The following is a 13069-nucleotide window of genomic DNA, read 5'->3' as shown; positions in this document are numbered from 1 at the left end:
GGGATCTCCGGTCAGTTCGACAGCGCGTCGGCCGCCTCCGGGGAGGAGTCACGCAGGAACTGCTGGCAACGTTCGGCCTCGTCCTTCTCACCGATCGCGTTGGCCGCGCGGGCCAGCGCGTTGAGGCAGCGCAGGAACCCACGGTTCGGCTCGTGGTCCCACGGGATCGGCCCGTGGCCCTTCCACCCGGCGCGGCGCAACTGGTCGAGCCCCCGGTGGTAGCCGGTGCGGGCGAAGGCGTAGGAGGTGATGGCGTGCCCCGCCGCGAAGTAGTCGTCGGCCAGGGTGGCCCACGCGGCGGAGTAGGTGGGGAACCGGGCCGCGACGTCGGCCGCCTTGATCCCGCTCTCCATCATCTTGCGCGCCTCGGCGTTGTCGGGAAGCTGCGTGGGGGGTGGGCCGGCCAGCAGGTTCTCGTGCGTTTCCACAGCGGCTCCCGTTCTCGTGATCGGTCTTTGAACACTGTCTTACCTGTAGCGGCAAACCGTAATCATTTACTCCTGCAGATGCCAAAGGCCCGAATCTCCGTCGATCCGGGCCTCCACGCATGACACCTAGCTCAGCTTGGTGCCGGCCGACTTGAGGTGCTCACAGGCCTCGACGATGCGCTTGGCCATGCCGGCCTCGGCCAGCTTGCCGTAGGCGCGGGGGTCGTAGGCCTTCTTGTTGCCGACCTCGCCGTCGACCTTCAGCACGCCGTCGTAGTTCTTGAAGAAGTGGTCGGCGACCGGGCGGGTGAAGGCGTACTGGGTGTCGGTGTCGATGTTCATCTTGATGACGCCGTACGAGATCGCCTCGTGGATCTCCTCGAGCAGCGAGCCCGAGCCGCCGTGGAAGACGAGGTCGAACGGCTTGTCCTTGCCGTACTTGTTGCCGACGGCGTCCTGGATGTCCTTCAGCACCGACGGGCGCAGCTTGACCGCGCCGGGCTTGTAGACGCCGTGGACGTTGCCGAAGGTGGCGGCGAGCATGTAGCGGCCGCGCTCACCGAGGCCGACCGCCTCGGCGGTGGCGATGGCGTCCTCGGGGGTCGTGTACAGCTTGTCGTTGATCTCGTGGGAGACGCCGTCCTCCTCGCCGCCGACGACGCCGATCTCCATCTCCATGACGACGCGCGCCTCGGCGCACTTGTCGAGGAGTTCGGAGGCGATCTGGAGGTTCTCCTCCAGCGGCACGGCCGAGCCGTCCCACATGTGCGACTGGAACAGCGGCTCCTGGCCGCGGGCGACCCGCTCGCGCGAGATCTCGATCAGCGGGCGCATGAACCCGTCGAGCTTGTCAGCCGGGCAGTGGTCGGTGTGCAGCGCGACGGTCACGTTGTACTTCGCGGCCACCACGCGGGCGTACTCGGCAAGGGCCGTGGCACCGATGACCATGTCCTTGACCGTGGTGCCGGACGCGAACTCGGCGCCACCGGTGGAGACCTGGATGATGCCGTCGCTCTCGGCCTCGGCGAAGCCGCGCAGCGCAGCGTTCAGCGTCTGCGACGACGTCACGTTGATCGCCGGATAGGCGAACCCGCCGGCCTTGGCCCGGTCGAGCATCTCGGCGTAGACCTCTGGGGTTGCGATAGGCATCGAAAGTCAGCTCCAATGAGTGAGGATTGGTCTGGACCAGTATTCCGAAGCGTGCCCGGATGTGTGAAGCGCCCCGGCTTGCCGCCGGTCTTCATCATGCCGGGGTACGCTGCTCTCGCGATGGACGTCACGAATCTTCTCAGCGCCGAGTGGTGGATCGTCACCTTCGGGCTCATCGGCATTCTCACCATCATCTTCGCCGAGACCGGTCTGCTGATCGGCTTCTTCCTGCCCGGCGACTCGCTGCTGGTGGTCGCCGGCATGGGCGCGTCGGCGAAGGTGGCCTCGGCGGTCGGCCTCGACACGCCGTTCCCGCTGCCGGTGCTCCTGGTCGGCGCGCCGGTCTGCGCCATCGCGGGCGCCCAACTCGGACACTACATCGGCGCGAAGGCGGGCCCGCGCCTGTTCGCCCGGCCCGACTCGCGCCTGTTCAAGCAGGAGTACGTCGAGAAGGCGCAGTACTACTTCGAGAAGTTCGGCCCCGAGAAGGCCGTCGTGCTCGCGCGGTTCATCCCGATCGTCCGGACCTTCCTGAACCCGGTCGCCGGCATGCTCGGCATGCGGCCGCGCCGTTTCCTGGTCTGGAACATCGTCGGCGGCGTCCTGTGGACCGACGGCCTGCTGCTGTTCGGCTACTTCATCGGCGACCTCGTGCCCAGCGTCGACCGCTACATCCTGCCCGGCGCCGCGGTGATCATCATCGTCTCGGTGATCCCGATCATCCGCGAGGTCATGAAGAACCGGAAGGCCGCGGCGGGCGGCTCTCCGTCGGCCCCGGTGACCGAGCCCAAGGGCAAGCACCACCGCGAGACGGCCTGACCTGTCGGCGATAGCCGATCGTAATAATCTTACTTTTTGGGACAGCTGGGTCTTTCCAACCGGTTACCGTCAGAAGAGTGGGACGACACAGGTCCGATCCGTTGGGGATCGCCCGGATCGTACTCATCGTGCTCGCGGTAGGTGCCCTGCTGTCGCTGATCGTGGTGGGTGTCGTAGGGCTGCTCACCGCGACCGACCCCGTCGACGCCCCCGACACGCCGGTGCCCCCCGCGGCCTCCGCCCAGGCCGCCCGGACCGCCCCCGCGACGCTCCAGATCGTCTGCCAGGCCGACCACTGTCCCGTCTTCGTCCGCATTCCCGGCGGCGACGTGCTGATCAACGGGCAGCTCTCCAAGGGGGAGCAGGTCGCCTACTTCGACGGCAAACTCGACGTCGTCCTCGACGACGCCTCACTCGTGAAGATCTGGGAGAACGGGAAGCCGCGCCCCCCGGTCGAGCCCGGGGAGCGCGCCGCCTTCACCGTCACCCGAGGCCAAGGTCAGCCAAGCTGAACGCCGACCGGTAGGGCACCCCGGCGGCGGCGAGGTTCTCGTCGCCACCCCGGTGCACGATCGTGGCGATGCCCACGACCACCGCCCCCGCCTCGTTCAACGCCTGTACGGCGGTCAGCACCGACCCCCCGGTCGTGGTGGTGTCCTCAACGGCCAGCACCCGGCGCCCGGCCACGTCGGGGCCCTCGATGCGGCGCTGGAGGCCGTGGGCCTTGCCCTCCTTGCGGACCACGAAGGCGTCGAGGCGCTCGCCCCGCGCGGCGGCGGCGTGCACCATCGCGGTGGCCACCGGGTCGGCGCCCAGCGTGAGCCCGCCGACCGCGTCGAAGCCGAGATCTCTCGTCAGGTCGAGCATCACCCGGCCCACCAGCGGCGCCGCCGTGCCGTCGAGGGTCACGCGGCGCAGGTCGACGTAGTAGTCGGCCTCCTTGCCCGAGGAAAGGGTCACCCGGCCGTGCACGACGGCCTTGTTCTTGATCTCGTCCAGCAGAAGTTCTCGGTCAGTCATGGTCCTCAGCGTATTGACCGTCTGAGCAAGTCAGTTTTTCTGACTCCCTCAAGTCGTGTTAGGAGTCGGCCTGGACGCGGAATCATCAGGCGGTCAACCTTAGGTAATCGAGAGGTAACATTGAGTGTGCAAATCGGGCAAAGCGACGCGCAATTGCTCGACGCCCTCCGAGCCGGCGACTCCGCCGCCTACGGCGCCCTCTACGAACGCCACCGCCCGGCCGCCCGCGTGGTCGCGCGCCACCTGCTCCGTCACGGGGCGATCGACGACGCCGACGACATCGTCGCCGAGACCTTCACCCGCATCCTTGACCTGATCCGCCGGGGCGGCGGCCCGAGAGGGGAGTTCCGCCCCTATCTGCTGGCCGCCGTCCGCCGCGCCGTCTACGACCGCGCCGACCGCCGAGACGTCCCCACCCACGAGATCGAGCGGTACGCCCCCGGCGAGCCCTTCGTCGATCCGGCGCTGGCGCGCTGCGAACGGGCCGACCTCGCCAGGGCCTTCCGGTCGCTGCCCGAACGGTGGCGCGAGGTGCTCTGGCACACCGCCGTGGAAGACCACCAGGCGGCCGAGATCGCCCCTCTCATGGGGCTGACGGCCAACGGCGTGGCGGCCCTGGCGTATCGCGCGAGAAGAGGTCTGCGAGACGCCTACCTGCGCACGTGACAGGAGGCAATAACGGGACAAACTGGTACGGTCCCGGAGGAGACAATCGGCGGGATTCATCCTCGCGCCATGTGCCACCCGATTACCCTGAGATGGCCACGTTAAGGAAGGCGGTGTCGCGTGGATCGCTGCGCGCTTTTCGTCGACGCCGGCTATCTGCTGGCCGATGGCGCGATGGCCGTTCACGGGACCCGCCACCGTGAGGCCGTCACCTGGGACTATCCGGGCCTTCTCCAACTGCTCACCAACCTCGCCCGTGAGCGCACCGGCCTGCCGCTGCTGCGCTGCTACTGGTACGAGGCGACGGTCGAGGGCCGCCGCACGCCGGAACACGACGTGCTGGCCGACATCCCCGGCCTCAAGCTGCGCCTGGCCCGCATCCGGCCGGGCCGCCGTGAGGGCGTCGACGCCCAGGTCCACCGCGACCTGATGACCCTGGCCCGCAACAACGCCGTCTGCGACGCGGTCGTGGTCAGCGGCGACGAAGACCTGGCCCAGGTGGTCAGCGACGCGCAGGACCTCGGCATCCGGGTCACCGTGATCTCCATCGCCTCCGACGGGAGCTGGGCGGTCTCCCGTACGCTCCGCCAGGAGTGCGACGACCTGATCGAGATGAGCGGCGGCCACCTGAGGCCGTTCGTGACCCTCTCGACCGGCGCCGAGGCCGCCCAGAACGGAACGCGGACCACCGGCTCCCTCCCGGCCCTGAACGGCGCCCAGGCCGCCCAAGCCGCCCTGCCGCCCCCAGCCCCGGTTCCCGCGCCGCCACCGCAGCCCCAAGCGCCCCAGCCGCAGTCGAAGGGCTCCCACGCGGCCCCGCCGCCGAGGCAGCCGACGCCGACCTACACCTACAACCCCACCCCAGAGCCGCCCCCGCAGCCCGCGCCGCCACCCCCCGCCGCGCCCCCGCAGCCCCAATACCAGGGCTCCCACGGCAGCGGCAGAGACAACGGCTACCGCGAGTCCAACACGGGCGGCTTCCCGGCCGCCCAGCTCGGCCCCTACACGGGCCCCCAGGCCGCCCCGGTGGCCGCCCACAGCGGCGCGACCACCACGCTGGCCGAGGCCGTCAAGGCGGCCCACAAGGAAGGCCACGACTTCGGCGACTCGATAGCCCGCGACGCGCCGGCGTTGTGGCTGGAGGCGGTCCTGGCCAGGAAGCCGCGCATGCCCTCCGACCTGGAGGCCAGACTCCTCCAGGGCTCCTCACTCCCGATCGACTTCCTGCTGCACGACGAAGTCCGCCACGCACTCCGGCGCGGCTTCTGGGACGCCCTGGAGCGAGCCCGCCGCTAGCTCACGCCATCGAACTCGCATGAGACGCCGGCGCGTTCGCCTCAGGCCGCCGAACTCCGGGAAGTGCGTGGGCGTTGACGGCGCTGGCGTCCGGCCGGAACGGTCGACTCCGCTGACGGACGCCGGTCGTCAGCCCAGGGCGTCGAAGCCCGCTCTCAGGTTCGCGATGCGCTGGCCCAGGTCCGACAGAGGCCCGCTCAAGGGTGAGTCGCCGTTCTTGCGGGCGAGTTCGCGTACCCGGCTCAGTTCCTCCTCCACCGCCGTGAGGCGGCGGGAGAGTTCCGGGAGGACGGCGGGCTCGTCGCCGTTGCCGGGGAGTTCGGTGGCGAGGCGTTCGCGGAGCAGGGCCGCCTGTTCGGTCAGGCGGCGGTTCATGTTGTAGAGCTCGACGAAGACGGCCACCTTCGCCCTCAGGACCCACGGGTCGAAGGGCTTGGTCAGGTAGTCGACGGCGCCCGCCTGGTAGCCGCGGAAGGCGTAGTCGGGGGCGCTGTCGACGACCGTCAGGAAGATGATCGGGATGTTCCTCGTGCGTTCGCGGCGCTTGATGTGGGCGGCGGTCTCGAAGCCGTCCATTCCGGGCATGCGGACGTCGAGGAGGATCAGCGCGAACTCGGTGCTGAGCAGGGCTTTCAGAGCCTCTTCCCCGGAGCGGGCGCGTACGGGGGTCAGGTCGAGGGAGCTGAGGATGGCCTCGAGTGCGATGAGGTTCTCCTCGCGGTCGTCGACCATGAGGATCTTCGCCCGGTCTGGCATCGATCACGCACCTTCAGTGGAATCCGTCACATCCGAGTCTGCCCGACCAGAACTACCCGATACACGCCCTCGCATGAGCCAGCCGCGCAGGCGTTCGAGAAGACGGTCGACGTCGACCGGCTTGGGCACGTAGTCGGAGGCGCCCGACGCGATGCTCTTCTCGCGGTCGCCCCGCATGACCTTAGCGGTCAGGGCGATGATCGGAAGGTCGGCGAACTGGGGCATCCGGCGGATCGCGGACGTCGTGGCCCAACCGTCCATCTCGGGCATCATGATGTCCATCAGGACCAGGGCGACGTCCTCGTTGCGTTCGAGCTGTTCGATGCCCTCGCGGCCGTTCTCGGCGTAGACGACCGTCGTGCCGTGGCGTTCCAGGACGCTCGTCAGGGCGAAGACGTTGCGGATGTCGTCGTCGACGATGAGGATCTTGGCGCCGTTCAGGGGGTCGTCGCCTACCCAGTCGCGGCCGTTGACGTCCTCCATCGGGCGGACCGGCGGAGGCGGCAGTTCCGGGATCACGTCGTCGTTGACCACCTGGAGCGCCTGTTCGGGGCGGTCGACGACCGCCAGGGAGGTCGCCGCGCCGCCGTCGCGGGCCGACAGCGGGCCCGCGTAGGTGGTGGGCAGGTAGAGCGTGAAGGCGCTGCCGTGGCCGGGTTCGCTGTCGACGTGGATCTCGCCGCCGAGCAGGCGGGCGATGTCGCGGCAGATCGACAGGCCGAGGCCGGTGCCGCCGTACTTGCGGCTGGTGGTGCCGTCGGCCTGGCGGAACGCCTCGAAGATCACGTCGAGTTTGTCGGGGGCGATGCCGATGCCCGTGTCGACGACCGAGAAGGCCAGGATGTTGTCGCTGGTCTGCAGGGTCTCGTCCACGAACGCGACGTCGCCGGCCGGGCGGACCCGCAGCCTGACCTCGCCGCGCGGGGTGAACTTGACCGCGTTGGAGAGCAGGTTGCGCAGCACCTGCTGGAGGCGCTGCTCGTCGGTGCGCATCTCGGTCGGCACCGCGTCGTCGACGTCGATCGCGAACGACAGGCCCTTGTCCTGGGCCAGCGGGGCGAAGGCGGCGTCGACGTAGTCGTAGAGCTTGGGCAGCGACAACTCGGCGGGGTGGATGTCCATCCGGCCGGCCTCGACCTTCGACAGGTCGAGGATGTCGTTGATCAGCTGGAGCAGGGCCGAACCGGCGCCGTGGATGGTCTTGGCGAACTCGACCTGCTGGTCGGTCAGGTTGCCCTCGGAGTTCTCAGTCAGCAGCTTGGCCAGCACGAGCAGGCTGTTCAGCGGGGTGCGCAGCTCGTGGGACATGTTGGCCAGGAACTCGCTCTTGTAGCGGCTGGAGACCGCGAGCTGCTCGGCGCGCTCCTCCAGCGTGCGGCGGGCCTGCTCGATCTGGAAGTTCTGGATCTCGATCGCGCGGTTCTGCTTGGCCAGCAGCGCCGCCTTGTCCTCCAGTTCGGCGTTCGAGCGCCGCAGCTCCTCCTGCTGCCGCTGCAGCTCGTCGGACCGCTCCTGGAGCTCGGTCGCGAGCCGCTGGCTCTCCTTCAGAAGATCTTCGGTACGGGAGTTCGCGATGATCGTGTTGATCGTGACCCCGATCGACTCCACCAGCTGGGTCAGCAGGTCGAGGTGCACGTCGGAGAACTTGGCGAACGAGGCCATCTCCAGCACGCCCAGCACGTGGCTCTCGAACAGGATCGGCACCACCACGATCTGCGCGGGCCGCGACGAGGTCAGCGCCGTGTCGATCGTGAACGAGTCGGGCGGCACCTGGTGGATGATGATCTGCTTGGCCTCCAGGGCGGCCTGCCCGACGATGCCCTCGCCGAGCGCGAACCTCTGCCGGGGGCTGCGGCCGGGCTGGATGCCGTAACCGGCGATCAGCGTCAGCTCGCCGTCGACGACCAGGTAGCAGGCGCCGTAGCTGGCCGACACGAGCGGGGTCAGCTCGCTCATGATCAGGCGGGCGACCTCGATCATGTCGCGGTGGCCCTGCATCAGGCGGGAGATCCGGGCCAGGTTGGACTTCAGCCAGTCCTGCTGCTGGTTGGCGTTGGTGGTGTCGCGCAGGTTGGACACCATCGTGTTGATGTTGTCCTTCAGCTGCGCCAGCTCGCCCGGCGCCTCGACGGTGATCGACCGGGTCAGGTCGCCGCGGGCGACCGCGCTGGTCACCTCGGCGATGGCGCGCACCTGCGTGGTCAGGTTCCCGGCCAGCTCGTTGACGTTCTCGGTCAGCCGCTTCCACGAGCCCTCGACGCCCTCGACGCGCGCCTGACCGCCGAGCTGGCCCTCGGAGCCCACCTCACGGGCGACTCGGGTCACCTCGGAGGCGAACGAGGAGAGCTGGTCGACCATCGTGTTGATCGTGGTCTTCATGACGAGCATCTCGCCCTGGGCGTCGACGTCGATCTTGCGGGTCAGGTCGCCGTTGGCGACCGCCGTGGTGACCTCGCCGATGTTGCGGACCTGGTAGGTCAGGTTCGTCGCCATCGAGTTGATGTTGTCGGTGAGGTCCTTCCAGACCCCCGACACCCCCGGTACGCGCGCCTGCCCGCCCAGCCGGCCCTCGGTGCCCACCTCGCGGCCGACGCGCGTGACCTCGTCGGCGAACGAGGAGAGCTGGTCGACCATCGTGTTCATCGTGTCCTTCAGCTCCAGGATCTCGCCCTGGGCGTCCACGGTGATCTTCTTGGTCAGGTTGCCCTGGGCGACGGCGGTGGAGACGGCGGCGATCTGGCGGACCTGGCTGGTCAGGTTGTTGGCCATGAAGTTGACGTTGTCGGTGAGGTCCTTCCAGACCCCCGACACCCCGCGCACCTGCGCCTGACCGCCCAGCCGGCCTTCGGTGCCCACCTCGCGGGCGACTCGGGTCACCTCGGCCGCGAAGGACGAGAGCTGGTCGACCATCGTGTTCATGGTCGACTTGAGTTCCAGGATCTCGCCCTGGGCGTCGACGTCGATCTTGCGGGTCAGGTCGCCGTTGGCGACCGCCGTGGTGACCTGGGCGATGTTGCGGACCTGGTAGGTCAGGTTCTTGGCCATCGAGTTGACGTTGTCGGTGAGGTCCTTCCAGACGCCCGACACGCCCTTCACCTCGGCGCGACCGCCCAAGCGGCCCTCGGTGCCCACCTCGCGGGCCACGCGGGTGACCTCGTCGGCGAAGCCCGAGAGCTGGTCGACCATCGTGTTGAGGGTCTCCTTCAGCTCCAGGATCTCGCCCTGGGCGTCGACCGTGATCTTCTTGGTCAGGTTGCCCTGGGCGACGGCGGTGGAGACGGCGGCGATCTGGCGTACCTGGCTGGTCAGGTTGTTGGCCATGAAGTTGACGTTGTCGGTGAGGTCCTTCCAGACCCCCGACACCCCGCGCACCTGCGCCTGGCCGCCGAGCTTGCCCTCGGTGCCGACCTCGCGGGCGACACGGGTCACCTCTTCGGCGAAGGCGGAGAGCTGGTCGACCATCGTGTTGACAGTGATCTTGAGCTCGAACATCTCGCCGACGGCGTCGACGGTCACCTTGCGTGACAGGTCGCCGTTGGCGACGGCCGTGGTGACCTCACCGATGTCGCGCACCTGTGCGGAGACGCGGCTGGACATCGTGTTCACGGCCTCGGTCAGATCACGCCAGCTCCCCGACATGCCGCGCAGGTTCGCCCGGCCGCCGAGCTTGCCCTCGGTGCCGACCTCGCGGGCCACCCGGGTCACCTCGCCGGTGAACAGGGCGAGCTGGTCGACCATGCCGTTGATGGCCTTGCCGAGGCGGCGCACCTCACCCCTGGCGGCCCTGTCGAGGTCGATGCGCTGCGACAGGTCGCCCTTGGCCACGGCGTCGATGACGTCGGCCGCGCCGGTCACCGGGGTGACCAGGGCGTCGATCAGGCCGTTCACCGACTCGACGCTCTCGGCCCACGAGCCCACACCGGGCCCGGGGGTCAGGCGTTCGCCGAAGCGGCCCTCCTTGATCACCTCACGGCGGACCCGGGCCAGTTCGTTGGCCAGGTGTTCCCGGCGGTCGGCCACCTCGTTGAGCAGCAACCGGATCTCGCTCAGGATGCCGGGTGGCGCGTGCGGGACTCTCCGCCGGAAGTCTCCGTCTCGCCATACGGTCAGCGTGTCCAGGAGCGGCTTCAGATCAGACTCGGTGTAGCTGCGTTCGGTCCGGGCCGGTTCGACGTCCGCACGCGTCATGGGGCCTCCTTACGTGTACGCCCAGTCTGTCACGTTCCGTGGTAGCTCCACCGGCCGTTGATTGACCACGCGTCAGGGTGATTTGTGGTAAGCACGAGTGCAGTGGCGAATTCTCCACGTGCCGTGCTCGCGGCTTCTTTCACGATGGGCGAGACGGCCGTTCCGGCGGCGAAGCGGTTCACCCGAGAGGTGATGACCGCGTGGGCCGCCATGCCCGTCGGCGCCGAGGCCGAGCGGCTCACCCAGGCGCTCGTCGAAGGCGTCTCCGGCGAGTCGTTCGAGGTGAGATGGCTCCACCAAGGCGACTCTATCCAGCTTGAGGTCATCGAGCGCGGTCATGACTACGGTCCGCCGCTCGACGCGGCCGACTGGGGGGTCTCGTTCTCGGGCAATTCCCGGGTGCGCTGGGCGCGGCTCGACCTGCCGGGTGGTGGCGGCGTACCGGAGGAGGAGGCGTGGACCGAGCCCACGCCGAGCCCCGGGTGGCTGGGGTTTCTGGCCGACGCGAGTGATCTGCTCGCCGGCACGCTCGACCCCGGCATGGTGCCGGCGATCATCGCGCAGATCGTGGTGCCCCGGCTGGCCTCCTGGTGCGCGGTCTACACGGCCGACCAGGGCACCGGGCCGCTGCGGCTCGACTATCTGTGGCACGCCGACGAGGCGCAGAGCGACGCCTTGCGGGCGCGGCTGGCCGACGTGGTGCTGCCGTCGGCCGACGGGCCCGCCGTGCTCAGCGTCGACGGCACGCAGGCGCTCGGGTTCCCGCTGACCGCGCGGGGGCGGCGGCTGGGCGTCATGTGCCTGGGGCGGCGTGACCGGTTCCCCGACGAGAGCCTCCAGCTCGCCGAAGACCTGGCCCGCCGGGCGGCGCTGGCGCTCGACAACGCCCGCCTCTACGCCCAGCAGGCGGCGGCCAACCGGGCGCTGCAGCGGAGCCTGCTGCCGCCCGAGGAGCCCCGCACCCCCGGCCTCGACTCCTATGTCATCTACGAGCCGGCGGGCGAGACCAACGAGGTCGGCGGCGACTTCTACGACCTGTTCCCGATCGGCGACGGCGTCTGGCGGTTCGCGATCGGCGACGTCTGCGGCACCGGTCCCGTCGCCGCGGCCGTCACCGGCCTGGCCCGGCACACGATCCGGCTGCTGGCCCGCGAGGGGTACGGCGTCGCGGCGGTGGTCAAACGGCTGAACCAGGCGATCCTCGAGGAGGGGGAGCGGGCCCGGTTCCTGACCCTGCTGCACGGCGAGATCACCATCGCCGACGACGGGCTCGACATGCGGCTGGTGTCGGCCGGGCATCCCGAGGCGCTGCGGTTGCGGCCGAGCGGGGTCGTCGACGTCGTGGGCTCGCCGCAGTCGCTGCTGGGCGTCTTCCCCGAGGCCGAGTTCGAGGCCGACTCGATCCATCTGGGGCCGGGAGACGTGCTGCTGGGGGTGACCGACGGCGTGACCGAGCGGCGGCAGGGATCGCGGCTGCTCGACGACGAGGGCGGGCTCGCCAAGCTGCTGGCCGAGTGTGTCGACCTGTCAGCCCGCGCGGTCGCCGAGCGGATCAGGCGTGCCGTCCAGGACTTCGCCCCCGAGCCCAGCGCCGACGACCTGGCCATCCTCGTGCTCCGGGCGCCGGTGGAGCCGCTCTAGCAGCATCACGGCCAGGCCCGCGACCGCGAGGGCCGCGCCGACCAGGGCCGCCGACATCCAGCCCCAGCCGGCCGCGATGGCCAGCCCGGCGAGATGTACGCCGCCCGCGTTGGCGAGGTTGAAGGCCGAGTGGTTCGACGCCGCGGCCAGGGTGGGGGCGTCGGAGGCGTACCGGATGACCATGGTCTGGAGCGGCGCGGTCATCAGGAAGCCGATGGCGAGGATGGGCACGACCATGACGGGCGCCGGCCAGAAGTAGAAGAGCACCAGCACGCCGGCGAGCCCGGCCAGGCTCGCGTAGGCGGTGGGGCGGGCGGCCAGGTCGGTCAGCGGCCCGGCGGCGGCCACGCCGATGGTCATGCCGACGCCCGCCAGCGCCAGCACCCACATGACCGATCCCTCGCCGAGGCCCATGACCTCGGTCGTGATGGACGCCAGGTAGGCGTAGGCGGCGAAGACCCCGCCGAAGCCGAAGACCGCCGTGCCGAGGAACAGCAGGACCTTGGGGTTCCGGAAAGCTCGGAGCTCACGCTTGAGACTCTGGTGAGGCTCGGGAGGGGTGTACGGGATCAAGAGCACCAACGCGACCAGAGCGAGCAGCCCGATGGCGGTGACGACCAGGAAGGTGGCCCGCCAGCCGAGATGCTGGCCGAGCAGCGTGGCGCCGGGCACGCCGATGATGTTGGCCAGGGTGAGCCCCAGCAGGATCGAGGCGACCGCCCGGCCCTCCCGGCCCCTCCGCGCGAGACGGGCGGCCACGACCGAGGCGACGCCGAAGAACGCGCCGTGCGGGAGCCCCGCGACGAACCGCCCGGCGGTCAGCCACCCGAAGCCCGGGGCGAGCGCCGAGAGCAGGTTGCCCACCACGAAGAAGGCCATCAGGGCCACCAGCAGGCGCTTGCGGGACATCCGCACGCCCGCCGCCGCGAGCAGCGGAGCGCCGACCACGACGCCGATGGCGTAGGCGGCCACGAGGTTCCCGGCGGCGGGCACCGAGGTGTCCAGGTCGGCCGCGACCACGGGCAGCAGTCCCATGATCACGAACTCGCTGACGCCGATGCCGAACGCGCTGATCGCCAGGGAGAGGAGGGCAGAACGCACGCGCG

General features: G+C 69.7%; 11 protein-coding genes. 5 read left to right on the top strand and 6 right to left on the bottom strand.

Annotation, left to right across the window (positions count from 1 at the left end):
• Window positions 1–11 precede the first annotated feature (11 nt).
• Both QSK34_RS21660 and fbaA read right to left on the bottom strand, forming a co-directional pair.
• Window positions 12–428, bottom strand: coding sequence for a DUF3151 domain-containing protein (locus QSK34_RS21660; protein ID WP_030456299.1), 417 nt, complete (start codon window positions 426–428; stop codon window positions 12–14).
• 126 nt (window positions 429–554) lie between these two features.
• Window positions 555–1577 carry a class II fructose-bisphosphate aldolase gene (fbaA, locus tag QSK34_RS21655; RefSeq protein WP_030456298.1) on the bottom strand — a complete coding sequence of 341 codons (1023 nt, stop codon included), beginning with the start codon at window positions 1575–1577 and terminating at the stop codon, window positions 555–557.
• Window positions 1578–1697: 120 nt separating this feature from the next.
• On the opposite strand from fbaA, the gene QSK34_RS21650 reads away from it, so the two are divergent.
• Together QSK34_RS21650 and QSK34_RS21645 are read left to right on the top strand one after the other, a co-directional pair.
• Window positions 1698–2396, top strand: a complete 699-nt coding sequence (locus tag QSK34_RS21650) for a DedA family protein (RefSeq protein WP_285586060.1) — start codon at window positions 1698–1700, stop codon at window positions 2394–2396.
• Between the two features lie 128 nt (window positions 2397–2524).
• Complete coding sequence (locus QSK34_RS21645; protein WP_285586059.1) at window positions 2525–2908, top strand: hypothetical protein; 384 nt, start codon at window positions 2525–2527, stop codon at window positions 2906–2908.
• On the opposite strand, the gene pyrE is transcribed toward QSK34_RS21645, so the two are convergent.
• Window positions 2880–3416, bottom strand: coding sequence for an orotate phosphoribosyltransferase (pyrE, locus tag QSK34_RS21640; protein WP_161479735.1), 537 nt, complete (start codon window positions 3414–3416; stop codon window positions 2880–2882). The two genes, QSK34_RS21645 and pyrE, sit on opposite strands and share 29 nt — an antisense overlap.
• Window positions 3417–3542: 126 nt before the next feature.
• Between pyrE and QSK34_RS21635 the strand changes: the two genes are divergently transcribed.
• Together QSK34_RS21635 and QSK34_RS21630 are read left to right on the top strand one after the other, a co-directional pair.
• Entirely contained in the window at window positions 3543–4082 is a 540-nt protein-coding gene (locus QSK34_RS21635) for an RNA polymerase sigma factor (protein ID WP_285586058.1), read from the top strand.
• A 120-nt stretch (window positions 4083–4202) separates the two neighbouring features.
• Window positions 4203–5378 (top strand): NYN domain-containing protein, encoded by a 1176-nt coding sequence (locus tag QSK34_RS21630; protein WP_285586057.1) that lies wholly within the window; start codon window positions 4203–4205, stop codon window positions 5376–5378.
• A 129-nt stretch (window positions 5379–5507) separates the two neighbouring features.
• Here the strand turns inward: QSK34_RS21630 and QSK34_RS21625 are convergent, their stop codons facing one another.
• The gene (locus tag QSK34_RS21625) at window positions 5508–6134 is read right to left on the bottom strand and encodes a response regulator (protein ID WP_161479738.1); all 627 of its coding nucleotides are present in this window, start codon (window positions 6132–6134) and stop codon (window positions 5508–5510) included.
• A gap of 3 nt (window positions 6135–6137) precedes the next feature.
• Window positions 6138–10322: a HAMP domain-containing protein gene (locus QSK34_RS21620; RefSeq protein ID WP_285586056.1), complete on the bottom strand. Its 4185-nt coding sequence runs from the start codon at window positions 10320–10322 to the stop codon at window positions 6138–6140.
• Between the two features lie 123 nt (window positions 10323–10445).
• Between QSK34_RS21620 and QSK34_RS21615 the strand changes: the two genes are divergently transcribed.
• Window positions 10446–11963, top strand: a complete 1518-nt coding sequence (locus tag QSK34_RS21615) for a PP2C family protein-serine/threonine phosphatase (protein WP_285586055.1) — start codon at window positions 10446–10448, stop codon at window positions 11961–11963.
• Here the strand turns inward: QSK34_RS21615 and QSK34_RS21610 are convergent.
• A complete protein-coding gene (locus QSK34_RS21610; protein ID WP_285586054.1) occupies window positions 11850–13064 on the bottom strand; it encodes an MFS transporter in 1215 nt (404 codons plus the stop codon). The genes QSK34_RS21615 and QSK34_RS21610 overlap by 114 nt on opposite strands.
• Window positions 13065–13069: the final 5 nt, after the last annotated feature.

Origin of the sequence: Herbidospora sp. NBRC 101105, from assembly GCF_030269205.1 — a bacterium.
Taxonomy (GTDB): Bacteria; Actinomycetota; Actinomycetes; order Streptosporangiales; family Streptosporangiaceae; genus Herbidospora; species Herbidospora solisilvae.
Note: the sequence above shows the minus strand (reverse complement) of the source record. Positions and strands in the feature narration are given on the sequence as shown.